The 25,612-nt window shown below is 42.5% G+C and carries 24 protein-coding genes and 1 pseudogene; 9 read left to right on the top strand and 16 right to left on the bottom strand.

Translation table 11 applies throughout. The annotated features are described in order from the left end of the window. The first annotated feature begins 60 nt into the window (after positions 1–60). The 4 genes from LG003_RS10960 to LG003_RS10945 all read left to right on the top strand — a co-directional run bounded on the left by LG003_RS10960 (position 61) and on the right by LG003_RS10945 (position 4,162). Positions 61–471 carry a type III secretion system chaperone gene (locus LG003_RS10960; protein WP_112876262.1) on the top strand — a complete coding sequence of 137 codons (411 nt, stop codon included), beginning with the start codon at positions 61–63 and terminating at the stop codon, positions 469–471. A gap of 68 nt (positions 472–539) precedes the next feature. Beyond that, a complete protein-coding gene (locus LG003_RS10955; protein WP_112876263.1) occupies positions 540–2,069 on the top strand; it encodes a type III effector in 1,530 nt (509 codons plus the stop codon). A gap of 296 nt (positions 2,070–2,365) precedes the next feature. Further along, positions 2,366–2,986, top strand: a complete 621-nt coding sequence (locus LG003_RS10950) for a glutathione binding-like protein (protein ID WP_262980710.1) — start codon at positions 2,366–2,368, stop codon at positions 2,984–2,986. Between the two features lie 261 nt (positions 2,987–3,247). Then, positions 3,248–4,162 (top strand): TIGR01777 family oxidoreductase, encoded by a 915-nt coding sequence (locus LG003_RS10945; RefSeq protein ID WP_112876265.1) that lies wholly within the window; start codon positions 3,248–3,250, stop codon positions 4,160–4,162. 23 nt (positions 4,163–4,185) lie between these two features. Here the strand turns inward: LG003_RS10945 and LG003_RS10940 are convergent. The 12 genes and pseudogenes from LG003_RS10940 to LG003_RS10885 all read right to left on the bottom strand — a co-directional run. Continuing rightward, positions 4,186–4,374, bottom strand: a pseudogene (locus LG003_RS10940) (zinc ribbon domain-containing protein); the annotation flags it as partial. Between the two features lie 199 nt (positions 4,375–4,573). Next, positions 4,574–5,158, bottom strand: coding sequence for a UbiX family flavin prenyltransferase (locus LG003_RS10935; RefSeq protein ID WP_262980709.1), 585 nt, complete (start codon positions 5,156–5,158; stop codon positions 4,574–4,576). 46 nt (positions 5,159–5,204) lie between these two features. Next, a complete protein-coding gene (gene purF / locus LG003_RS10930; protein WP_112876267.1) occupies positions 5,205–6,722 on the bottom strand; it encodes an amidophosphoribosyltransferase in 1,518 nt (505 codons plus the stop codon). A gap of 14 nt (positions 6,723–6,736) precedes the next feature. Further along, positions 6,737–7,243: a colicin V production protein gene (cvpA, locus tag LG003_RS10925; protein WP_036778783.1), complete on the bottom strand. Its 507-nt coding sequence runs from the start codon at positions 7,241–7,243 to the stop codon at positions 6,737–6,739. Between the two features lie 201 nt (positions 7,244–7,444). After that, entirely contained in the window at positions 7,445–8,128 is a 684-nt protein-coding gene (gene dedD / locus LG003_RS10920; RefSeq protein ID WP_262980708.1) for a cell division protein DedD, read from the bottom strand. Continuing rightward, the gene (folC, locus tag LG003_RS10915; RefSeq protein ID WP_262980707.1) at positions 8,118–9,416 is read right to left on the bottom strand and encodes a bifunctional tetrahydrofolate synthase/dihydrofolate synthase; all 1,299 of its coding nucleotides are present in this window, start codon (positions 9,414–9,416) and stop codon (positions 8,118–8,120) included. Before folC ends, dedD begins: the two co-directional genes overlap by 11 nt. Next, a complete protein-coding gene (gene accD / locus LG003_RS10910; protein WP_262980706.1) occupies positions 9,409–10,353 on the bottom strand; it encodes an acetyl-CoA carboxylase, carboxyltransferase subunit beta in 945 nt (314 codons plus the stop codon). The genes folC and accD overlap by 8 nt, the downstream gene beginning before the upstream one ends. A 102-nt stretch (positions 10,354–10,455) precedes the next feature. Then, complete coding sequence (locus LG003_RS10905; RefSeq protein ID WP_112876271.1) at positions 10,456–11,145, bottom strand: DedA family protein; 690 nt, start codon at positions 11,143–11,145, stop codon at positions 10,456–10,458. A gap of 46 nt (positions 11,146–11,191) precedes the next feature. Continuing rightward, positions 11,192–11,986, bottom strand: coding sequence for a tRNA pseudouridine(38-40) synthase TruA (gene truA / locus LG003_RS10900; RefSeq protein WP_262980727.1), 795 nt, complete (start codon positions 11,984–11,986; stop codon positions 11,192–11,194). Positions 11,987–12,027: 41 nt separating this feature from the next. Then, complete coding sequence (locus LG003_RS10895) at positions 12,028–13,038, bottom strand: aspartate-semialdehyde dehydrogenase (protein ID WP_112894720.1); 1,011 nt, start codon at positions 13,036–13,038, stop codon at positions 12,028–12,030. Between the two features lie 51 nt (positions 13,039–13,089). Next, complete coding sequence (gene pdxB / locus LG003_RS10890; RefSeq protein WP_112876274.1) at positions 13,090–14,217, bottom strand: 4-phosphoerythronate dehydrogenase PdxB; 1,128 nt, start codon at positions 14,215–14,217, stop codon at positions 13,090–13,092. 89 nt (positions 14,218–14,306) lie between these two features. Then, the gene (locus tag LG003_RS10885) at positions 14,307–15,080 is read right to left on the bottom strand and encodes an AraC family transcriptional regulator (RefSeq protein ID WP_112876275.1); all 774 of its coding nucleotides are present in this window, start codon (positions 15,078–15,080) and stop codon (positions 14,307–14,309) included. A 102-nt stretch (positions 15,081–15,182) separates the two neighbouring features. On the opposite strand from LG003_RS10885, the gene LG003_RS10880 reads away from it, so the two are divergent. Next, positions 15,183–16,070 carry a DMT family transporter gene (locus LG003_RS10880; protein WP_262980705.1) on the top strand — a complete coding sequence of 296 codons (888 nt, stop codon included), beginning with the start codon at positions 15,183–15,185 and terminating at the stop codon, positions 16,068–16,070. On the opposite strand, the gene LG003_RS10875 is transcribed toward LG003_RS10880, so the two are convergent. From LG003_RS10875 to LG003_RS10865, 3 genes are all read right to left on the bottom strand, one after another. Further along, entirely contained in the window at positions 16,067–17,488 is a 1,422-nt protein-coding gene (locus tag LG003_RS10875; protein ID WP_112876277.1) for a sensor histidine kinase, read from the bottom strand. The genes LG003_RS10880 and LG003_RS10875 overlap by 4 nt on opposite strands. Continuing rightward, the gene (gene tctD / locus LG003_RS10870) at positions 17,475–18,152 is read right to left on the bottom strand and encodes a transcriptional regulator TctD (protein ID WP_112876278.1); all 678 of its coding nucleotides are present in this window, start codon (positions 18,150–18,152) and stop codon (positions 17,475–17,477) included. Before tctD ends, LG003_RS10875 begins: the two co-directional genes overlap by 14 nt. A gap of 322 nt (positions 18,153–18,474) precedes the next feature. Next, on the bottom strand, positions 18,475–19,131 hold the full coding sequence (locus tag LG003_RS10865) for a DUF7424 family protein (protein ID WP_112876279.1): 657 nt from the start codon (positions 19,129–19,131) through the stop codon (positions 18,475–18,477). A gap of 376 nt (positions 19,132–19,507) precedes the next feature. On the opposite strand from LG003_RS10865, the gene LG003_RS10860 reads away from it, so the two are divergent. Genes LG003_RS10860 through LG003_RS10850 form a run of 3 tightly spaced genes read left to right on the top strand, consistent with a single transcriptional unit; the run spans position 19,508 to position 22,464 of the window. Next, complete coding sequence (locus LG003_RS10860; RefSeq protein ID WP_112876280.1) at positions 19,508–20,488, top strand: Bug family tripartite tricarboxylate transporter substrate binding protein; 981 nt, start codon at positions 19,508–19,510, stop codon at positions 20,486–20,488. A 13-nt stretch (positions 20,489–20,501) separates the two neighbouring features. Continuing rightward, on the top strand, positions 20,502–20,933 hold the full coding sequence (locus LG003_RS10855; RefSeq protein ID WP_112876281.1) for a tripartite tricarboxylate transporter TctB family protein: 432 nt from the start codon (positions 20,502–20,504) through the stop codon (positions 20,931–20,933). Between the two features lie 10 nt (positions 20,934–20,943). Next, the gene (locus LG003_RS10850; protein ID WP_112876282.1) at positions 20,944–22,464 is read left to right on the top strand and encodes a tripartite tricarboxylate transporter permease; all 1,521 of its coding nucleotides are present in this window, start codon (positions 20,944–20,946) and stop codon (positions 22,462–22,464) included. Positions 22,465–22,936: 472 nt separating this feature from the next. Here the strand turns inward: LG003_RS10850 and fabB are convergent, their stop codons facing one another. Beyond that, positions 22,937–24,151, bottom strand: coding sequence for a beta-ketoacyl-ACP synthase I (gene fabB, locus LG003_RS10845; RefSeq protein WP_112876283.1), 1,215 nt, complete (start codon positions 24,149–24,151; stop codon positions 22,937–22,939). Positions 24,152–24,825: 674 nt separating this feature from the next. On the opposite strand from fabB, the gene LG003_RS10840 reads away from it, so the two are divergent. Next, on the top strand, positions 24,826–25,371 hold the full coding sequence (locus LG003_RS10840; protein ID WP_112876284.1) for a hypothetical protein: 546 nt from the start codon (positions 24,826–24,828) through the stop codon (positions 25,369–25,371). Positions 25,372–25,612 lie beyond the last annotated feature (241 nt).

Here is a 25,612-nt window from a genome sequence, read left to right as displayed (position 1 = left end):
TGCTTCGGCCACATAATTTGGACAATATTTTACTATTAATTTTTTTGATGAGATTTATTTATGTCCAGGTTAGAAAAATTATGCGCAGATTTTGCCGCCCAAACCAATATTATGTTGAATCTCTCTACCGGCGCAGTGCAATTGAACATTGGCGATTATGGCCCTTGGTGGTTAGAAGTAGATTCAACGGGATCAATGCTGACTTTTCATCATACAGTAGCTTCGTTTGTTAATCATGATGCAGAATTTTGGCTCTCATTAAATAGTAATATAAATATACTTGGAGGAGCATGGCTCGCATTGCATCAGCCAACTCAAACTATTCGTCTCTGTTTACTTCAAGATATAGAGCGAATCGATGCGACTGATTTGGCTAATATTCTAGGAAATCTTCAAAGAATAAGAGCTGAACTCCCTTTTCCTGAAACTAAGCTTACCACCTCCGCTTCAGCCCACGATATTTTAGTTTGAGATATTTTTAAGATCGTGAATTAAAAAGTTTCATAGAAGAAAACACAATAAAATAATGGAGAAAAAGTATGCCAGATTTTTCAATACAGAGAGCTAATACCAGAATTGATATTCATCAAACTGAATTACATCAACCAACTGCAACAGATAAAACTTGCCATTGCTGCGAGCCATTATTAAATAATACCATTGATAATCCACTTACAGCACCAACCTCGGTTATTACAGGATGGAATGAAAAATCCGTCGTGACCAATAAACAAATTGAAGCTAATATTTCTCGTTTAGCCAGCGAAAGCACCGCTGCCCACAAAACGGTTGATTCTCTCTTATCCAACCTGGTGAAACTTTTCGTTCGAGCGGAGGGTAATGAATTAACCGCAATCACTAAAATGCTTAATGCTTATACCGGTGATAAACCCGGTTTTAGTATTGTCGGTCAGCTTGGCGCAGGTGGATTTACCCGAATCATTAGCGAAGCACGGCAGAATGGCGTCAGATCTGATAGGGCTGATACAGAACCGCTAACATTGAGGGAAAAAGCCACTGCTTATTATGATCTCACCAACTCAGCTTATTTCCGCGATACTCTGGAGAAAGTTTATTCATCACCTGAATTGAAATCAGAATTCAAGGATATAATTGATATTGGTTACTTGGAAAGTAAAAACTTTGCACCTGCCCGTGGTTCCACTAAGGAAAAGCCCTTACCTGATCAATTGAATCTCTACACTTTTAAAAATGAAAATAAATTTAATGCCTCTGAAAATCCCGAATTATATCAGGTAACTAAACAGAAAGACGGGCAAGAAGTTATCAGTAACCCGGCTCTAGCTGGCAATAGCCTTACAGAAGTCCAGAGAGATTTCAGAACAGCAGCGCCTGATAAGGATAGTGTCTGGTCAACCGCCGCTTCACTTGAGGCCGATAATCGTTTGACCAACCGAGAGTTGGCATTTGCCAGTTTAAATCCTCGCAACCGGCTGGATAGAACTGACTATCAATTTGGTCAGTCAGAACCTATCAAAGCACATCAAGAATTAGCTAAGGAAAACATTATCATACAACGTGGCAATGGCTTTTCTGTCTGGAATGTGAAAGAAAATACAGGATTTTCCAAGGATGCAGCTTTACACAATTTACCAACTGTCGCTGCACCTTCCGGTACTACGGACCGTTTTATTACTGCGGCCAGGTTGTTGAGTGCGGGCCTGAAAAATGATCTTGCTTTAGGTGCGCCTACTAACGGGGAATCACCAGAGCAATCAATTCAACGTGGAGAGCGGGAAATGAAAGAACTCACTCGATGGCTGGCAACAGGTTATCTGGTTGATGATAATCATCATTCTATGATTGAAGTTAATTTAGGTGCGGCTAACCACGGTTTAGCGCCTCAGTGGGGATTGAATCTCTATACCGAACCTTTCTCCTCTCCTATACATGCCAAAGGATTTAGCATATCCAGCCAGGAAATATTGGCACAATTAGAAGGCCGCGATGATGTCCACACAGATTACTCTACTTTCAAAAAAGATCTGTACGGCGGAAGTCGAGCAACAGTTAACGCGGATGGCAGTATAAAAACAAGCGCTAGATAAGTACGCTTTTCTCCAGAAGAAAAGCTGATCAATTTCTTTTATCAATAGATCTTCCTGTCGTACTGCTCAGGAAGATCATTACTCAGGCTCTATTGCGTTAACAAATCAACACCGCTACAACATGCAGGCCAGTTAATATAGCAGGGAATGAAAAGACATATCAAAGAAACTAGGGCGACAACTTACTCACTGTAAATGATCGTCGCTCTTAGGCCAGGAAGAGTATCAGAGTATCTTACACACTACACAAATCAATGATAATGTGTCATACAATTACACGTTCCACTGGAGGTTCCATGATCGATCTGTATTATGCTCCAACGCCAAACGGCCATAAAATCACACTCTTCCTGGAAGAAGCTGTCCTTCCCTATAATATTCATCGAATTGATATTAGCGCAGGAGATCAATTCAAACCTGAATTTCTTGCCATTTCGCCCAATAATAAGATTCCCGCTATTGTTGATCAGCAACCAATCGATGGTGGTAAACCTATCGCTATTTTTGAATCTGGCGCCATTCTTACTTATCTGGCAGAAAAAACGGGCAAGTTACTCAGCAAAGATATGCGTGAGCGTGTTCAAAGCCTGCAATGGCTGTTTTGGCAGATCGGTGGCTTTGGCCCGATGCTAGGACAAAATCACCATTTTAGTCATTTCGCGCCGGAAAAAGTCCCTTACGCGATTAATCGTTATCAGGAAGAGACAAAGCGCTTGTATCAAGTCCTGAATACCCAATTGGAAAAAACACCCTATCTGGGCGGTCAGGAATACAGTATTGCTGATATCTCAACTTATCCGTGGGTTCGTGCTTATGAACGTCAGAATATTGATCTGAATGATTATCCGGCAGTGAAAAAATGGTTTGACACTATCAGTCAGCGCCCCACCACTCAAATTGCCTATAGCAAAGCTTAATATCTGTCTGCGGGGTAACTATTTCCCCGCAAAACTTGATCAGGCTGACAGATAGCTATATCTTTAACCACCAGCCCTTATATCTCTGCAATATGCTATATACCCTATGGATTTCAAGATGCATCGCGACGGCAAGGGAGCGAATCCCCGGGAGCATAGCAAACTATGTGACCGGGGTGAGCGAGCGCAGCCAACAAAGAGGCAACTTGAAAGATAACGGGTATAGTTCTTATATCAACAACTTAGGTTATAGGAGTGGTTATGCGTATTTTAATCACTGGAGGAACAGGTTTGATTGGTAGCCGTCTGGTTTGCCAACTTCTTTCCCTATCCCATTCCATTACTATTCTAAGCCGCTCACCTCAAAAAGTTTATTCTCTATTCAGCAATCAAGCTGAATGCTGGACCAGCCTGAAAGATAAAACCGATCTCAACGATTTTGATGCCGTAATCAATCTTGCTGGCGAGCCCATAGCAAACAAACTATGGACTTCAACGCAAAAAGAGAAGCTGTGCCAGAGTCGCTGGACATTAACAGAGCAACTCAGCAAGCTCATTAATGCCAGCCAGACACCACCAGAAGTCTTTATTTCCGGCTCTGCGGTAGGCTATTACGGGGATCAGAATCAAACAATTGTCACAGAGCATGAGCCACCTCATGATGAATTTACTCATCAGCTCTGTAAGCAGTGGGAACAACTTGCATTACAGGCAGCCAGTAATAAAACCCGCGTTTGTCTTTTACGTACTGGTGTTGTACTGGCAAAAAACGGCGGAGCACTGAAAAAAATGCTTCCCTTGTTCCGTCTTGGGCTTGGTGGCCCGATGGGGAGCGGAAAACAGTATCTGCCCTGGATTCATATTGACGATATGGTGAATGGTATCTATTACCTGTTAATGACACCTGGTTTGAGTGGTCCTTTTAATATGACCGCCCCTTATCCAGTACATAATGATCAATTTGCCGCAACACTGGGAGAAGTATTGCATCGTCCTACTATTATCCGAACACCTACTTTTGTGCTGAAATTACTGATGGGAGAAGCTGCGGCACTGGTACTGGGCGGACAACAGGCAATACCGCATAACTTGGAACAAGCGGGTTTTGGCTTCCGCTATTTTCAGCTAAAAGAGGCATTTCAAGACTTACTAGACAGTGACTGCTCCCCGCCGTAAAAAACGGCGAGGCTTCCCACTTCTCAGGCCGCAACCGTCTTTATGACGGATTTACGCTGGCCTCCGTGGGCAGAAACGACGAGTCCCGCCGCCTGTAATTCCAGTATGCCCTTGCGCTGGATGTTGATCGCCGCATTGATATCGCGGTCATGTTCGACATGAAAAACCGGGCATTGCCAGATCCGCTTATGCAGCGGCATTTCCGGCTCTTTGGGGGTGGGGTAGATGCGGACTTTGGTCGCTCTTAACATATTCAGCGCTCATTGATAAAGAGCATTCATTTTAGCCTGTTTTACAGTTTTACAGGCAGATATCAATTCAGTCAGGATACGTCGCAGTAGCCAGCCCTAAAACCCTTTGGGCTTTTCGCCTTATATACACGCACTGGGCAAAGGTTTACGGCGGTTTTTGCTAAATCTCAACGCTTTTAACCCCTTGCCAGCGGGTAAATAGATCATAAGGTAGCTCGATATCAAACTGATCAAGCACTCGGTTAACCGTCTGGTCAATAATATCCTGAATCTGTTGAGGCTGATGATAAAATGCAGGCACAGGCGGCATAATCACCGCGCCAATTTCTGCCGCTTGAGTCATCAGCCTGAGATGCCCCAAATGCAATGGCGTTTCCCTCACCCCAAGCACTAACTTACGACTTTCTTTCAATACAACATCTGCCGCTCTGGTTACTAATCCATCAGTATAACTGTGGACAATACCTGAAAGGGTTTTCATTGAGCATGGTAGAATTACCATGCCCGAAGTTTTGAATGAACCTGAAGAGATGACAGCAGCGATATCTCTGTTGTCATATACAACATCAGCCAGCGCCTGCACATCCCGTAAACTATAATCTGTTTCAAGTGCCAGTGTCTGGCGAGCAGAATGACTGATAACCAGATGTGTTTCTACCCCTTCAACTGGTTGTAAAACTTGCAGTAGCCTTATACCATAAATGGCCCCACTTGCTCCTGTAAGCCCTACTATTAATCTTTTCATTCTTTCCTCATACAAACACTGAACAACTATTTAAACCCGAAAGTCATCAACCTTCATTATAGATATCCAGATTTTCAATTTCATTCTGATTATTCAGTTTTACTTCATCGTCTTTACGCAGATTCTCCAGATAATAGAGATAAGTCTGGTCAACGTCTTTGGTAACATAAACGCCATTGAATACTGAACTCTCAAACCCATCAACATCCGGGTTTTCTTCACGAACAGCGTCGATCAGATCGGTTAAATCCTGAAATATCAATGCATCTACACCAATAAGTTGGCGAATTTCATCCACTTCACGCCCATGAGCAATCAGTTCATTTGCATTGGGCATATCAATGCCATAAACATTCGGGAAACGTACTTCCGGTGCTGCCGAAGCAAGATAAACTTTCTTCGCGCCGGCTTCACGAGCCATATCAACAATCTGTTCTGACGTTGTACCACGCACAATAGAGTCATCTACCAATAGCACATTTTTATCACGGAATTCTGCTCGATTAGCATTCAGTTTACGGCGGACTGATTTCCGGCGTTCCTGTTGCCCAGGCATGATAAATGTCCGACCAACATAACGGTTTTTCACAAATCCCTGACGATAGGGTTTACCGAGTATGCGCGCAATTTCTAGCGCAACATCGCAAGATGTTTCGGGGATTGGAATAACCACATCAATATGTAAGTCTTCCCATTCGCGGGCAATTTTCGCCCCTAGCTTATGCCCCATCCGTATGCGGGCGTTATAAACCGAAATTTTATCAATAAAGGAATCTGGGCGAGCCAAATAGACAAATTCAAATAAACAGGGGGTCAGAGAAGGATTTTCAGCACATTGACGAGTAAATAACTGACCTTGTTCAGTAATATAAATCGCTTCACCTGATGCAACATCCCGCAGGAATTCAAAGCCTAGCGTATCCAATGCAACGCTTTCAGAAGCGACCATATACTCATTACGGCCATCATCCAAAGTACGCTTACCTAAAACCAACGGACGAATACCATGCGGATCACGGAAAGCAACTAACCCATGACCAATAATCATCGCAATGCAGGCATAAGCACCACTCACCTGTTTATGCATTGCCGCTACTGCCGCAAAAATATTGTCAGGCTCCAATGGATAATGCTGGAAACAATCCAGTTCACTAGCAAAAACATTAAGCAAAATCTCAGAATCTGACGTGGTATTCACATGGCGACGGGCATTCTCAAATAACTTTTTCTTCAACTCATGAGCATTCGTCAAATTACCATTGTGTGTCAATGTAATACCAAATGGAGAGTTCACATAAAACGGTTGAGCTTCCGATGCACTGGAACTGCCCGCTGTCGGGTAGCGAACATGACCAATCCCAATCGTTCCCTGTAAACGCAGCATATGCCGGGCTTCAAATACGTCTCTCACTAAGCCATTGGCTTTGCGTAAACGAAACCCATTGTTACCATCAATAGTGGCAATGCCCGCAGCATCTTGCCCACGGTGCTGAAGCACCGTCAACGCATCATAAATCGACTGGTTAACCGGTGTAAAACCGACGATACCAACAATACCGCACATGTAGTTCTTCCTCATCAGCCAAACGGAGAGGTATATTTCTCCGGCAAGAAACTTGACGCATTTTGCAGGTAGTCAAAGAACCACCTTATGATATGACTGAACTGTGGGATCAATTGTGACTGTTTCCAATCCTCACTTCGAGCCAATGGTGTAAATGTATCCAGAAAAAACAGAATAGCAGCGACAATCAGCACACCACGCAATGCCCCAAAGCAGACCCCTAGTACTCGATCAGTACCTGACAATCCAGTCCGTTGCACAAGAGAACCTATCACATAGTTCACCACGGAACCGACAATCAAAGTAGCAATAAACAGCAACGCAATAGCAATCCCGTTACGTACCAATTCATCTTCAAAACGGGTGAAATAGACCGCTAAGTAAGTATAAAAATGGCTTGCCACAAAGAAAGCACATCCCCAGGTGACCAGTGATAATGCCTCACGAATAAACCCACGAATCAGGCTAACTAATGCCGAGAAGCCAATAATGGCGATAATAACGTAATCAATCCAAACCATGTTTTAATTCCAAAATAGACACCTCGGCATCCGTTTCAGGTGCATTCTAACAGAAAACGAAAACGTTTGCGTAGCAGATTTCCTATCCTACTGAAAATAATTAAGGCGACGAATTTGAATAATCATCATCGCCGCAGTCACTTAATATTTACTTCTTCATGATAGTTGTCCTATTTGTCACATAGGCATCACCCACTTTTATTACGGCCTGTAACTCCTTACCTGCCCTTGTAATCCAGTCAAACTTTTCAATTCTGATAATGCCGAGTCAAGTTGTTGCTTAGAAGCGTTCGGACCGACATATATTCTCGTTAATTGCCCCTGAACCGGAGATGAAGGAACCGTATAAACCTGATAACCAGACAAACGTAGTCTGGCAACGATTTCATCTACCTTTCCGGCATTTTTCAAAGCACCCAGTTGTACGATATAAGCCTGCCCTTGCGGGGCTGTTTCAACCGGTTTAACTTCAGGTTTCGGCTCTGACTTAATGTCTGGTTTAGGTTTAAGCGCCGGTGCCGGCGGCTTAGTATCTGGTTTTGGTTCAAGCTTAATCTGTGGTTGAGGCTTCACTTCTGGCTGAACAGCAGGAGGGACTATCGGCGCAGGTTGAGGATTGGTAACCAATGGTATTTCCGGCTGCTCCAGTGTTTCTGGCTGCAATGCCTCTGTCTCATCTTCCAGAGGCACTGATAATATTGGTGGATTAAGAGGAGGTATAGAGTCAATTTCTTGCTCATCCCCTGGCTTTGGAACCAAGGGAATTGATGCAAATTTATCTTCGTTATATTTCTTGTTGCCGTCTAACAACGCAGGCAGCACAATGACACCCAATGCTACCAATACAATTGTACCAACCAAACGATTCTGAAATTTACTTGCCACTTCCTTTCTCCCTGTCCAGAGCCTCCATAACATGCGCTACCGTGTGGAATGAGCCACAAACGACAACAATATCTTGCTCATCAGCATCAGCCATCGCCTGATGCCAAGCACTTTCCACATCAGTAAATACCTGTGGCTGTCCAAGATGCTGAGCCAGTGTCTGTGCATCTGCACCACGCTGTTCAGTCAATGGAGCGCAATACCACTCATTTATTTGCTGTGACAGGCAAGTCAGTGTACCGGCAATATCTTTATCACCTAGCATACCCACTACACCAAGGATTCTACTGCCCGGCTGACGGGGCAACTGGGCCAATTTCTGTACCAGATAAGCCGCTGCATGGGGATTATGAGCCACATCCAAGATCAACAATGGATTTTCACGAACTATCTGGAAACGCCCAGGTAACTGCGCATTCTGCAACCCTTGATGGATTGCACTCTCATTAATAGCTCGACTGACTTTATCATCTTGTCGTAACAGGCAACAAATAACACCCATCGCCGTTGCGGCATTCATCAGAGGAACATTTGGCAAAGGTAGGTTGCTAAACAGCCTATCATCAGATTGCCAGTGCCAGTTTTTATCCTGTTGAGAGAAACGCCAATCAATGCCACAACGGAACAACTCAGCACCTAATTCACCCGCAACTTCCGCAATAGAAGATGGCATATCCTGCTCACCAACCACGGCAAAGCGATCTTTACGGAAAACCCCTGCTTTCTCACGACCAATATGTTCGCGATCAGCACCCAACCAATCAATATGATCAATTGCAATACTGGTAATAGCGGCAATATCGGCGTCCACAACATTTGTCGCATCCAGTCGCCCACCTAAGCCTACTTCTAAGATGACCACATCCAGACAAGCTTGTTTAAACAGTTGCAAAGCCGTTAATGTGCCATATTCAAAATAAGTCAGCGAAATATCACCGCGACGAGATTCAATATCCGCAAATACACGACAGAATTCCTGTTCAGGTAATTCTTTACCCTGAATACGAACTCTTTCGGTATAACGTACAAGATGCGGAGAGCTGTAAACACCCACTCTCAGCCCAGCCGCCAACAGAATAGATTCTATCGTGCAACAGGTAGTACCTTTACCATTAGTACCGGATACGGTTATCACCTTAGGTGCAGGATTAACCAACGCCAAAGTTCGGGCAAGTTTCCCCACACGCTCAAGCCCCATATCAATGGCCGTAGTATGCAGGTTCCCAAGGTAGGAAAGCCACGTCATCAATGGCGACGTGGTTTGAGGAATTTGTAAAGTGTCAGACATCTTCTTTATTGGTACTTATTTGAATATCCACCTCAACATCAGCGGGTTCTGCCACTAATTCAGCAACAATTGGCTTAATACCTGGCTGCGACTGATGGGTTAGTTTAGAAAGTAAACTGGCAAGTGTGTCACGCATTTCAGGGCGACGAACAATCATGTCAATCGCTCCCTTTTCCAGCAAAAACTCACTACGCTGGAAACCGGACGGTAATTTTTCACGAACGGTCTGCTCAATAACTCGTGGTCCGGCAAAACCAATCAATGCTTTTGGTTCAGCAATATTGATATCACCCAACATCGCCAGACTTGCTGAAACACCGCCCATTGTCGGATCGGTCATGATAGAGATATAAGGCAAACCACGTTCTTGCATTTTTGCTAAAGCAGCACTGGTTTTCGCCATCTGCATCAGTGACATCAACGCCTCTTGCATACGAGCGCCACCACTGGCAGAAAAACAAATCAGAGGACAATTGTCTGCCAATGCCTGTTCTACGGCACGGACAAAACGGGCACCAACAACCGAAGCCATAGAACCGCCCATAAATGCAAATTCAAAAGCAGCAGCAACAACTGGCATACCACTCAGGGTACCTTTCATTACGACTAACGCATCTTTTTCTTGGGTTTGCTTCTGCGCCGCTGATATACGATCTTTATACTTTTTGGAATCGCGGAATTTAAGAATATCTTTTGGCTCTAATTCCCCCCCTAATTCCGTCGTTGCTCCTTCATCAAGGAATGTAGCCAATCGGGTACGCGCCGAAATACGCATGTGATGATCACATTTAGGGCAAACCTCAAGATTGCGCTCTAGCTCAGCACGGTAGAGCACCTGACTGCAACTATCACATTTAGTCCAAACCCCTTCAGGGATATTCGCTTTACGCGTTTGGGTAATGTTGCTTTTATTAAGAATTTTTTCAATCCAGCTCATTGAATGATCTTTCCGTCTGAATCTGGCTTATGCCAGTTTTGTTATTGTGTGCCATTAAACCACAATGCTATTACAGTGTGGATAAAAAACTGCTCAAACCTGTTACCGGTTATCACTCTTCTGCTTCATCACCGTACGACGATGACGCCAGATTTCAATCACTCCGGGCAGGATTGAAATAAAGATGATAGCGACAATCAACAGTTTCAAATTCTGTTGTACCATTGGCATATCACCGAATATATAACCAGAATAGGTGAATAACAGTACCCAAACTAGTGCGCCAATCACGTTATAAGCAGCAAAACGACGATAAGACATTTTCCCCATACCTGCAACGAATGGTGCAAATGTTCTGATAATTGGTACAAATCGCGCCAAAATAATTGCCTTACCACCATGTTTTTCATAAAACTCATGTGTTTTATCTAAATAACTGCGGCGGAAAATTTTTGAATTTGGATTAGTAAATAACCTTTCGCCAAAGATGCGACCAATAGCATAGTTCACCGCATCACCAATAATAGCCGCAATAATCATCAATACCACCATGATATGCACATTCAGATCATTTGAGCCCAGAGCCGCTAAAGCGCCGGCAACAAATAACAGCGAATCCCCCGGCAAAAACGGAGTAATCACTAACCCTGTTTCACAAAATAAAATCAGAAACAGAATGCCATATACCCAATCACCATATTGTGCGACCAGTTCGGCTAAATGAATGTCAATATGGAGAATGAAATCAATAATAAATTTAGCAAAATCAAAAAAATGAGTCAGAAATTCCATAATATTCCCCGCTATGCCAAAACATCCGTGTCGGAAACTAGAAATGTTAAATCAGATCATCTGCCAAAAACAGAGGCCCCATAACCACTCTCGGCAAATCAAATTGCGCCGGATAATCAACAGCAACCAGATACAACCCTGCTGCTTTTGCCGTCGCAGCGGCTTTCGTCCGATCTTGTAAAGCAAGCAACTGGGCCATCCAGTTAATATCCTGATTCCCACAACCAATTTCCATCAGACTACCCGCAATATTACGCACCATATGATGCACAAAAGCATTGGCTTTAATATCTATGACGACGTAATGTCCGTAACGATTGACATTAATATGCATCACATTACGCCAAGGCGTTTTAGATTGGCATTGAACTGCACGGAAAGAGGTAAAATCATTTTCCCCTAATAAACATTGCGCAGCCTGGTGCATCCGCTTTTCATCCAGTGGATAGTGAAAATGGGTCACGCCATTGGCCAGCACTGCCGGACGATAACGATGATTAAAAATAATGTAACGATATCGCCGGGCAGTTGCACTAAAACGGGCATGGAAACCCTCATCCACGGTTTTCACCCAACGAACAGCAATATCTGGTGGTAAATGTACGTTCACGCCCATTGTCCACGCCGCATCCTTGCGCTGAACAGACGTTTCAAAATGCACAACCTGCCCTGTTGCATGTACTCCAGCATCGGTCCGACCAGCACAAAATACTGATATGGGTTCATCGGCGACTTTTGATAGTGCTTCCTCAAGGCATCCCTGAACACTTTTTACTTCCTGCTGACGCTGCCAGCCATAATATCGGCTGCCATCGTACTCAATTCCCAATGCAATTTTCATCTTTGAACCCGGCACAGATTCTGTTTGTTCTGTACCGAACATCAGTAAAATTGCTCCTGAATCAGTTTTTCCGCTGTCTCAACAGCCATTAATGCACCACCAAACCGGATGTTATCGGCCACAGACCAAAATTGTAATACTTCCGGCATACCATAATCGTGGCGCAGACAACCAATGCTCAATGCATCATTACCCGATGCTTCTGTCACTGGCGTTGGATAATCATCGTCATCTGAAACGTTAATATCAATCATCCGCTCTAATTCTTCTCGTGCTTCTTCCACCCCAACCGGACGCAATGTTTCCAAATGGACTACTTGAGCATTGCCATAAAAAACGGAAGACTGAACGCAACTCACTGAAATGGGTAATCCTTCATCCTGTAAAATCTTGCGTATCTGATCCACAAGGCAACGCTCTTCACGCACAGAACCTTCAGCATCTGTTGGCAACGGCAAAAGATTAAATGCCAGTTGTTTACTGAAACGACCTGGCTCCGGTGGGATGCCATTAAGCAAACGAGCGCTCTGTCCGGCTAATTCATCAACTGCCGCTTTGCCGTGAACAGAAACAGAGAACAGATTAGTCAAATGCAAACGTGCAATTCCAGCCGCATCCACCAGCGGTTTAATGGCTGTCAGTACCTGACTGGTCATACTATCTGCCAAGGCAATAATATTTCGGTTACGATAATCCGCTAAAACATGAGGATTCACCCCCGGAACAACTAAAGGTACATCAGGTTCCATAGCAAACAACCCACTGTTATCGATAACCAAACAACCTTCTTCTGTCGCTTTTTCAACATATTGTGTCGTGGCCTCCAATCCCGCCACAAAAAAAGCGAGCTGTACCTGTGACCAGTCAAAATCAGCAGCATCACCAACAACAAAATTTTTACCATTAAAACGCAGGCTTTCACCGGCACAGCGCTCACTGGCGAGAGGATACAATTCACCAACGGGAAACTGACGCTCTTGTAATAACGCCAATATCGCTTCACCTACTGCCCCTGTGGCACCCAATAGGGCAATATTCCAACCTTCTGACATGTTGGTTTTCTCCATCTATCTTTCTGACATGCAGATATATTTCTGCACGGATTAAATCAGTTCTGTACTGAAACCAAGAGCAGCTAGCAACTCAGCACTCTCTCTATTATCACAACATACAGTTAGGGATGACCATTCCCGGCGTTCTAAATAGTTTTTGCGCAGATAATCAAATTGCCCTTTTTGACCGGCAACTTGCCGTAACGGGGTATCATCGCGGCGTACATCATACACTAAATGCATCAACCGTTTCAGTGTGCTTTGAGTTACATTTCCATGCAGGGTAACCCGACTGAAATCTGGCTCTGGCAATAGATCAGATAAAGCCACTTTACGGGGTTGACCAAGGAATTCACAGTAAGCTTCAAATACCTGTGTGGTACCACGCGCTTTACCTTCGAGGGTATAACCCGCGATATGCGGTGTACCAATATCAACTAATTCCAGTAAGGGTAGGGATAAGTCAGGTTCCGGCTCCCAAACATCCAAAACAACACTAAGTTTCTTACCACGTTTCAACACAGCAAGCAGCGCTTGATTATCAATAACTTCACCACGACTGGCATTAATCAATATGCGGTTATCCGGCAAAGCTGACAATAATTCAGCATCTACCAAATGGTGTGTTTTATATGGGCCCGATAGATTCAATGGCGTATGGAATGTCAGAATATCCGCCTCTTTGACCAGTTTTTCCAGTGGACAAAATTCACCGACATCCCCTCTGGCAGCTCTTGGCGGATCACATAAGAGTGTCCGCACACCAAGAGTAGCTAACCGCTGCGCCAGTCTACTGCCGACATTACCGACACCGACGATTCCGACAACTTTATCCTTAAGCTCAAAATTATCACGTTCAGCCAACAACATTAACGCTGAGAAAACATATTCAACCACAGCAATGGCATTACATCCCGGCGCCGCTGAAAACCCGATTCCAGCCTGAGATAACCACAATTGATCCACATGGTCAGTCCCCGCCGTTGCCGTACCGATAAATTTTACCGCGCTGCCTTTCAGCAATTCTTCATTAACTTTAGTTACTGAACGAACCATAAAGGCATCAGCATGATCCAATACCCCTTCCGGCACCGGACGCCCCGGAATAGCTTGCACATCCCCCAATTGCTGAAATAGTTGATCAGCATAAGGCATATTTTCATCAACCAGAATCTTCACTTAATCCATCCTGTGGCATTAAAACAGAGGCAGCGAACTATTTTGCCATTTAATCATAACAAAACCCATAATAACGGCTTCTTTTGTTGTTAACTTTTCCTGAAACGCTCCGGTGTCGTACCTGCCAATTGCTGGAACATAGCGATAAAAGCAGAAGATGAGCTGTAACCCACATCAAAAGCAACTTCATTAACAGTTTTCCCCTGTTCCAACAAAGAGATTGCATGTAAAAACCGTAACCTCTGCCGCCACTCGCTAAATGACATTCCCAATTCTTGCTGGCAACGCCGTGATAAAGTACGTTCCGAGGTATAACGCTGTTTTGCCCATTGCGCTAATGGCGTATTGTCAGCAGGATTACTCTCAAGTTCCTGTAATATCGGCGCCAAAAGTTTATCTTTAGATGAAGGCAGATAGGTATGCTGAACAGGGGATTGAATTAACTGATCAATCAGCACTTGAGCTAACCGTAAATCCTGTTCTGTTTCTGGTATTTTCAATTTACGTTCAAAACAGTCAGTCATAATCGCATTGAATATGGAGTTAAGCCGGATAATACAAGGAATATTCGGCAATAATTTCCCCCATTTAGGAGAAATATCTATTGCCCTAAATCTCATTGCTTTTCTACTATATCCCGAATGCTCTATTCCTTCCGGTATCCAGACACAAAATTGCGGTGGAGCTAAAAAATGCTGTCCTCCAGCATTCATTGCCATTACACCACAAACGACATAAATAAGTTGCCCAAATGGATGGGTATGACGTAAACACTCAGTATTCGCACTGAATAACTCGTTACGGAAAGAGATACTGGCCGGAATACCCATGACTTCTACAGGAATATGAAGTTTTTCTGTCATATTGTCTCAATTGCCTTATCCATTGGCTGATTATCGTTATATATAATGAATCAGACACCATTAGACTAAACACTCATTTTTATCTCAATGCGACTTATCTATATGAATATGATTTTCCCATTTCTGGCGGTCTTGATTTGGTCAATTAATGCCGTGGTGAGTAAAGCCTCCGCTACGGCTATTGATCCGGCTGCAATTTCTTTTTATCGCTGGTTCCTAGCCTTTCTCACATTAACACCCTTTGTCGTACTATCTGTCATTCGCCAATGGAAAACAATCTGTCAATATTGGTGGAAATTATTAATTCTTGGCGCACTTGGTATGATGCTTTATCAAAGCCTGGCCTATTACGCCGCACACAGTATCAGTGCAACATTTATGGGAATCCTTAGCTCATTGATTCCTCTTTTGACTGTTGTCATCAGTATATTTGTTTTACGTGTTGTCCCCACTGTCGGTATTGCTCTCGGTACCATTTTATCTCTGTCTGGTTTAGTCTGGTTGGTCAGCGCCGGTGAGCCCATATCATTATTGCAACACGGTTTAGGACGTGGTGAATTGATGATGTTGATTGCTTCCATCTCCTACGCACTTTATAGCGTGTTAACCAAACACTGGTCTATTCCATTACCCAACTGGCAATCCCTATATGTACAAATCAGTTTTGGTGTCCTGCTATTACTGCCAAATTTCCTGTTGACAAAAGATGTTCAATTGAATGCCAGCAATATCTCGTTAGTCTTATTCGCCGGTATTCCAGCCTCGATCATTGCTCCCTATTTATGGATACAAGGTGTCATAAAACTTGGCGCTAATACTGCTGCCATATTTATGAATTTGACGCCGATATTTACAGCTATTATCGCTATTCTGGTTCTGCATGAAGAGATGCACAGTTACCACCTGATTGGTGGCGGTATAACGTTATTAGGCGTTATGCTGGCACAGCAACTACGTACTCCTCTTATTAGAAAAACCTCAGGAAATTAATCATCAGAAAGCCTAAAAGGGATTCTTACTAATAAACCGCCCAGTGTTTCACTGGGCAATAATTGGGGATGAGTACCATGATAAATACCGATATCTTTTACCAGAGCTAATCCTAATCCTGCCCCTTCATGCCCCGCAGCATTATCAAGACGATTAAAAGCCATCAGAGACAAATTGACGTCTTCTTTAGCAATCCCCGGCCCACTGTCATCCACTTCCAAATAACAGTATGTCTTACAAGAGTTGAGAATCACTCTAGCCGTAACAATGCCACCTTCCGGTGTATATTTAATTGCATTGTCCAATAAGTTAGCACACATTTCCGTCAGTAATACAGGTTCCCCCTTGATCCATTGAGCATTTTCGCCTTCATAACCCAAATCAATATTCTTACTTTCAGCCTGTTGCAAACGAGAAAAACATGCCTGTTGCAACAATTCGACTAGATTAACCGGCCTATAATCCCGAACGGCCTCCTTTTCATGCGCTTTCAAACGAGAAAGTTGTAATAAACGATCCGTCAGAGAGATAGTGTTATCCAATGTACTATCAATGGCCTGTAAGCTTTCTTTCCATTGCGCTGGATCTTTGCTGGCAAGCGCTACCGCTACTTGAGTTTTTAATACTGTTAATGGCGTTCTAAGTTGGTGAGAAGCATCCGCACTGAACCTCTCCTGCCGACTCACCATCAATTTCAGTCGCTCTATATAACGATTAAATGCATATAACAATGGGGAAAGTTCCGACCAAGGCAACATATCCGGTAACGGAGTAAGATCATTTGCGGGACGACGGACCATGACGCCAGAAAGTTTATGTAGTGGTTTAAGTAACTGCTTCAACAGAAAATAAGCCAGAATCAGAGTCAACCCAACCACGGTTCCTTGGCTCATCAAAGAAGATATTAATAATTGTTGAGCAAGATAATGACGGGAAGCCACTGTTTCAGCAACTAGTATCAACGCCATTCCCATCATTCCCCCTTCATTGATCGGCTGATAAAGGGCAGCAACCCGAATAGGCTGGCCGTAATATTCAGCATCATAGAAATAAACTAGAGCCGTGTATAAATTGGAGCGAAGCGTATCTTTAGGGATCAAAGGCAAATCATCATAACCGGAAATTATTTCCCCTTCGGGTGATAACACCTGATAAAACAGCCTATCATTCATATTTCGCTCAAAACTATCCAGAACCACATAAGGTACATCGACAATTAATTGGTTATTTTTAACAGTCAGCCGTTCTGCCACAGTTCGAGCAGACGCCAATAAAGTACGGTCATAAGCCAATGTCGCCGCATTCTCTGCACTAAAATAATGGGTGCAAACCGATAAACAACCCAACACAAACAGTGGAACACCAAAAAATAAGAGTAACTGATGAAACAATGAGTTCGGTACTTTAAACCATGTCATCTTTCTGGTGCTCCAGACGATAACCTAATCCCCGTAATGTACTGATCCCCACATTACTGCCTGACAATTTTTTCCGAATCCGGTGTACATAAAGTTCAATACTTTGTAGGTTTGCTTCATCTGATAGTGCAAATACCTGCTCAAAGAGCTGTTGTTTAGAAACAGGCCTCCCCCGACGATGGAACAATGTTGTCAAAACCGAAAATTCCCTTGGTGTCAAAGCCAATGGCTCATCGTTCAGAACAAAGTAACCATCATCCTGATAAACAAGGGAACCGAATGTCAGCGTCTCCTGTAGAAAACTTGCACTACGACGAAGTAATGCCCGGATACGTGCTTCCAATTCCTGTAAATCAAAAGGTTTCGTCAGATAATCATCGGCACCAGAATTAAGCCCTTTCACTCGTTCAGAAACATCGGCTTTCGCCGTTAATAATAATACCGGCAAATTTTGCCCACGCTTACGCAAACGAACTAACAGAGAAAGTCCATCCAACCTAGGCAAAGAAACATCCAGAATCAATAATGCATAGTTTTCTGTCTGTAATAATTGATCAGCAACTATGCCATCACTAGCAACATCTACGGCAAATCCTGAACTGCTCAGTGCTTTTTGCAACCAATGCAATAATTCAGGGTGGTCTTCCACTAAAAGTAAGCGCATATCTTCAATATCTAATCGATTAATATATACCCGTTATCTTTCAAGTTGCCTCTTTGTTGGCTGCACTCGCTCACCCCGGTCACATAGTTTGCTATGCTCCCGGGGATTCACTCCCTTGCCGTCTCGATGCATCTTGAAATCCATTGGGTATAAATATAATTACAGACATAACTATATTTCCAGTTTATATCGCCACACCTATTTTTCTGAAAAATAGTCAGACACTAACTCAATTCCATTTTCATGCCAAAATACCTCGCTATGAATAACAGGGTATTCTGTCATACTGAATTAAGTAATAGATCTCTATTACCGCTTCCATTTACTCAGATATTGCCATGAGTACAGGAGTAAAATCAAAACGTTCATCCAATACAGACGCCACAGAGACATTAGACAAAGTGAGTTTTATTTCACTGCCTACTTTTAAACTAAAATTCGATATCACCATCGGATCTTTATCATTAAGAAATGCAGATAAACCCGTCATTTTTAAAACTTCATCGGTATCATTCTTAATATTAATTGAGATTTTGGTCTTTGATGCCATTGAACTATCTATCTGGCTAATTTTCTTCTTCATCTCTTTTGGTACGCTTATCACCAAGATATCTGCACCATTACCGTAAAGATGAATACCCTTAGTAGAACCAGTGATACTTGAATTCCCTACGCTTACAGGAACTTTAAAGTGAGCAAACGAATCCATACTTTTTCTGAAACATTCCACGTATTCCGCATTGGAAAAAATAGCCGGTACTTTTTCCTGAGTGTCTAACAAAGATTTTGATGGTTGTCTGGAATCTTTATAATCACCACAAGCACTGACTTCAACTAACAAATCAGATGTCACCGTTTTAACTTGTTCAGATAACAGTTGGTTAACAGATACCGAAGTACTGAGTTCTGTTTTACATCCCACCAAAGCAAAAGCCATAGCACTGCCCATAGCACTACAAAGAATCAATTTTCTCATCATTTCCTCAATTCAGATTTCCCCAATATAAAGTCTGATTATATTCAATAAATTTTCCATTTAATTTGACACATTGCATAAATAAATAATTACCATTTGCATTATACCTCCTTAGTCGAATGTAAATTTACCGTGAGTAAAACAGAGCAACATCAAAACTACGAGAAACTTACAACAAACCAAAACAAAAAAGGAAGTCTGTAACCATTTGTAAACTCATTAATGCGAAACGCTACGCAAATTTAAGCGATTGAAATCACATATCAACAACTTTTCTTGTTAATGAAAGGTAAATGAAAGGTTTTGTTATTACTAATTGAGTCAACCAGGTCTGTTTGTAGTGATTATATCTTACACGGGTATTGATGAGAGCCAATAAATGAAAATTATAACGATCAAGATGTTAGCGGCAACCGCTTTATTATTTAGCGCAAGCAGTGTTTTTGCTGCCAGTGCACCTAACCGGACCGAATGTATTGCGCCTGCAAAACCGGGGGGCGGGTTCGACCTGACCTGCAAGCTGGTCCAAGTTTCACTACTGGATACGAAAGAGATCAGCAAGCCTATGCGTGTCACTTTTATGCCCGGTGGTGTTGGCGCTGTCGCTTACAATGCTATCGTCGTACAACGACCTACTGAAGCGGGGACCATTGTCGCCTTCTCTGGCGGCTCTCTACTCAATTTGTCTCAGGGAAAATTTGGTCGCTATAACGTTAACGATGTTCGCTGGCTGGCAAGTGTTGGTACTGATTATGGGATGATCGCTGTCCGTGCCGATTCACCTTACCGTACCCTGAACGATTTGATGAATGCTTTTAAGGATAATCCCAACAGCATTGTATTTGGTGCTGGCGCTTCTATCGGTAGTCAGGACTGGATGAAAACCGCACTGCTGGCAAAAGAGGTTGGAATTGATCCTCACAAGATGCGTTATGTCGCATTTGAGGGAGGTGGTGAACCTATCACCGCCCTGCTGGGTAATCATATCCAGGCAGTTTCCGGTGATCTAAGCGAGATGGTACCTTACCTGAATGGAGACAAAATCCGGGTCCTGGCTGTTTATGCAGATAAACGACTGGATGGTGATTTAGCCAATATTCCTACTGCCAAAGAGCAAGGTTATGACCTGGTATGGCCGATTATCCGCGGATTTTACATGGGACCAAAAGTTTCTGACGAAGAGTATCAATGGTGGGTTGATACTTTTAATAAACTACAACAAACAGATGCTTTTAAAAAACAACGCGATATCCGTGGGTTGTTCGAATTCAACATGACCGGCAAAGAATTGGACCGCTATGTGAAAAAACAGGTTGAACAATATCGTGAACAAGCCAGAGCTTTTGGCTTAGCCAAATAACAGAGTCATTATCATGAGCGATCGTATCTTTGCTACTATCTGGTTAGTACTCTGTACTATTGGGATAGTTATTGGTTGGGGAATTCAGAGCGAATACACTTATGAACCCCTGGGGCCCAGACCTTTCCCAATGATCATTCTGTCTCTGATGGCACTCTGTGCTTTACTACTACTTTTCAAAAAACCGGAGCAAAGCAATTGGCCTAGTGCCCCCGTTATCCGTCGCCTAATGCTGTTGATTCTCTCTTTGGTTGTTTATGGTTGGTCATTCGAGTGGCTTGGTTTTCCTCTGGCTACAGCGCTGCTGACATTCAGTGTCGCGCTGTTGTTTAACGCAACACTGCCTGCCGCAATCATTTCCGGGGTGTTCCTTGGCGTCACGTTATATTTCGCCTTTGACCGCTTACTTGACGTAACCCTGCCTCTCGGTAGCTGGCTCAACTGACGGAGAACTTATGGAAACCTGGATGTATCTCAGTCAAGGTTTTGAAGTTGCAATGGTGCCGCAAAACCTGATTATTGCTTTAATTGGCTGTTTTGTCGGTACGATTGTTGGGCTGCTACCGGGGCTTGGGCCGATTAATGGTGTCGCGATTCTGCTGCCACTGGCTTTCGCTTTAAAACTGCCTGCTGAATCTGCCCTGATCTTATTGGCAACCGTTTATATCGGTTGTGAGTATGGTGGGCGTATATCATCGATTCTGCTGAATGTTCCCGGTGATGCCGCTGCCATTATGACCGCATTAGACGGTTATCCGATGGCCAAACAGGGCCGTGCAGGTGTGGCACTGTCTATTTCCGCGGTGAGTTCTTTCTGTGGTTCTTTGCTGGCAATTTTCGGCATTATTTTGTTTGCACCATTACTGGCGCAGTGGTCACTGGCTTTCGGCCCTGCTGAATATTTTGCACTTATGGTTTTTGCTATTGCTTGTCTGGGTAGCATGATGAGTCAGAATCCGCTGAAATCACTATTAGCAGCATTAATAGGATTGGGTCTGGCAACTGTCGGAGTAGACGCCAACACCGGGGTTTATCGTTTTACATTCGACAATGTTCATCTGTCAGATGGCATTCAATTTATTGTTGTGGTAATAGGTCTGTTTTCTGTCAGCGAAATTTTGCTGATGTTAGAGAGTACCTCCGCCGGCAAAACCATTATCCGCAAAACAGGCCGTCTGCTGTTCAATCGCAAGGAAGCGGCTGAATGCGCCATACCAACGCTTAGATCATCCTTTATCGGTTTCTTTGTCGGTATTTTGCCTGGTGCAGGAGCGACTATTGCTAGCGCAATTACCTACATGACTGAGAAGAAGCTCAGTGGGAATAGCGATTCATTTGGTAAAGGTGATATTCGCGGCGTAGCAGCACCAGAAGCGGCTAATAATGCTTCGGCCTGTGGCTCCTTTATTCCAATGCTAACATTAGGAGTACCAGGTTCAGGCACCACTGCCGTTATGATGGGGGCATTAACGCTCTATAATATTACGCCTGGGCCGGGAATGTTCACTGAACAGCCAGATATCGTCTGGGGGTTAATTGCGGCTTTATTGATTGCCAATATTATCCTACTGATTATGAATATCCCAATGATAGGTCTATTTACACGGATGCTCACTATCCCACTCTGGTTCCTTGTTCCAGCTATTGCTGCTGTTTCAGCGGTTGGTGTATATGCCATACACAGTACGACATTTGATCTTCTGTTGATGGTAGGGTTGGGTATTTTTGGCTACATTCTGAGGAAGATGAATTTCCCGATGTCGCCATTAATCCTCGGTTTCGTATTAGGAGAAATGCTGGAACAAAATTTACGTCGCGCACTTTCTATTAGTAATGGAGAATTTGGCATTCTGTGGAGCAGCACAATTACTCAGAGCTTATTGATACTTGCCGCTCTGGTTCTGATTACTCCACCAATATTAAGAATTATCCGTAAGCGCCGTATTCAGCAAATGGCTACTGAAAACAAAACGTAATAAATAAAAGCCTATAATATTACAAGATCATAATTATTATAGGCTTTCCTACCGTAACAGGAATATACTTCCATATTCACATTACATTTCATACACAATCAAAATTCAGCAAAACAGGTTTGAATTTATGCTTATAAACGGATAACACAACACGCCAAGTTTGTTGCAACATTCATAGCAAAAATCACTTTGCCAAAATACTATCTTTACCAAATAGGTGATTCAAAACTCCCAATAACTATTAAATAGTTATTAAATAGTTATTAAATAGTTATTAAATAGTTATTAAATAGTATTGAGTATTCAACATTGTTAACAATGGCTTTTTCTGTTGAAACAGACAAGATACGAACAACATACAAAAACAGGAACATACACACAAAGGTGACTCGCTACACGCGGTCACCTAAGATGCATTAAATAACGACCATTGTTGTTTGGACACGATCGAAATAGTCTCTGATGAGGGAAATTAAGCTGAATACTTGCTCATCACCAAAGAAGCATTAGTACCACCGAAACCAAAACTATTGGACATCACCGTATTCAACTTTTGCTCAGTAGGTTTAGTGATGATATTCATGCCTACCGCTTTATCATCAAGATCTTCAATGTTAATGCTTGGTGCAATAAAACCATGTTCTAACATCAGTAGGCTATAAATCGCTTCGTGTACACCAGCAGCCCCCAGTGAATGGCCAGTCATCGCTTTTGTTGCAGAAATTGCCGGTGTTGTATCACCAAAAACTTCCCTGATCGCCTCCAACTCTTTCACATCACCCGCAGGAGTAGATGTACCATGCGTGTTCACATAATCAATGGAACCTTTCACACCTTGCAGTGCCATATTCATACAACGAACCGCACCTTCGCCAGATGGAACAACCATATCTGCGCCATCAGATGTTGCTCCATAACCAACAATTTCAGCGTATATGTGTGCGCCACGTGCCAATGCATGCTCTAATTCTTCCACAACAACAATACCGCCACCGCCAGCAATAACAAAACCATCACGGCTCTTATCGTAAGTACGGGACGCTTTTTCTGGCATTTCGTTGTATTTCGTTGAAAGTGCACCCATTGCATCAAATTCACAACTCATTTCCCAGCAGAGTTCTTCACCACCACCGGCAAAAACAATATCCTGTTTTCCTAACTGAATAAGTTCAGCTGCATGGCCTATGCAATGGGCAGAAGTAGAGCATGCAGAACTGATAGAGTAGTTTACCCCTTTGATTTTAAACGGAGTTGCAAGGCAAGCTGACACACCGGAAGCCATTGAGCGGGTTACCATATAAGGTCCCACACCACGCAAACCACGAGTACGCATCCCATCAGCACCCGCAACCTGGTTATACGGGGAACCACCACCAGAACCCACTACCAATCCGCTACGAATATTGGAAACCTGATCATCAGCTAGGCCAGAATCTTTAATTGCCTCTTCCATCGCCAGATAAGCATAAACAGAGGCATCGCTCATGAAACGCTGAATTTTTCGGTCTATTAATCCGGAAGTATCCAGTTTTACATTACCCCAGACATGGCTTCTCATTCCTATCTCTTTGAATTTTCCAGAAAAAGTTATTCCGGAGCGGCCTTCTTTCAGAGATGCCAGTACTTCTTTCTGATTATTACCAATGCTGGAAACAATACCCAAGCCAGTGATCACTACACGCTTCATTAAATACCTCATTAAATATGTTTATCTGCTGGATTTCCATCTATAGCTATGTAGCACTTTAGCGTACACTTGTACGCTGAACAAGTCCGATCAGGATAAAATTACGAAGAAAAATTCATCTTTCTAAAAATCCCAATATGCTTTCAAATCAAAGCAACTATTAACTTTCATAGAACACAATAAAGAGATTCAGATTTCAATAGATGAAAATAAATTTCAGATAGGAATTATTCTGTTAAACAATAAGATCGAAAAATACTCGTAATTTCCATCAAAAACTTAGTCTAAGGCTAATAATATCAATGCAATACATATGAACTTATCAATCATCCGGATAATGATTAGTAGCCTTATATTTATATAGCAGTTGCTATACTTGCTATTTTATTAAATTTCTTGTTAATTAGAAACAAATTTAATAACTGAGACTAATAAGGATGAATAAAATTTTCATGAAATGAATCAATCCCTATGTTATATTACTGGCTGAATTACATAAAATACCTAAACTTACAGCAACAAATGTTTTAGAACAGAAAATTTTCTGATTTTATCAACCGATAAAGCCATTATTCACACAAAAAATAATGGTAATTATGCTATGTCATATGCAAATGGTCGGTTCATTGTAAGACCTAAGTAACTTTACCCAATAATCCTAATGGGGGTTAATAATGAGAGGACTTGGTTATCTTCTACTGAGCGTTGGTATCATATGGATCTTAGTAGCTTTTAATATGGACATAAATATTTTATCACAATACAGCAACAAATTTAACAAAATTGAACCAATTGCTTCACAACAAAATCATATCCTAATTGGCGCATTCATCACGCTTTATGGACTAATTATGATTATATCCAGTAAAAATCAGCGATTATTAGAATCAATATACAGAAGTTATACTAAGGAGATTGCCGGGTTCAATTCAGAAGAAGTATTCATACCTACACCTATGCAAAATTCAGATTACTTAAAACGGGCTAATAATTACCGCCATTATGATTTTATCGACAAATATTCAAATACCCTTGAAAAGAGAGTAGTTGAATTTTGTAAGTTATGCTCATCCTATATTGAAGAAGTAAATCATAATGGCGGTGATAAAGAAGCAGCCAAGCGTAAAGTGATATCAATGATTGATACGATTTCCTCACATTTAAAAAAGAGGCAATCAGAAGAATTTAAAAAATTATGTGGATTTCACATTCATTTATAAATGCAAACCCTTTTTTGCTGAACTGCACCCCAAAAGTTGGACACCAACTGATTAAGGTGCAATTTTATGAAGAGCGCTTATTCATAATAAAAGCCAGACAAGTGGTTGATTATCTAAAGCAGTATAAAAAAATATTCTTGTATCATGAGACTATTTATATATTGATTTATACCCGTTATCTTTCAAGTTGCCTCTTTGTTGGCTGCACTCGCTCACCCCGGTCACATAGTTTGCTATGCTC

This window comes from Photorhabdus kleinii (assembly GCF_025384885.1).
Classification (GTDB): domain Bacteria; phylum Pseudomonadota; class Gammaproteobacteria; order Enterobacterales; family Enterobacteriaceae; genus Photorhabdus; species Photorhabdus kayaii.
The sequence above is the reverse complement of the archived record's forward strand: the minus strand, read 5'-3'. Positions and strand labels throughout refer to the sequence as shown.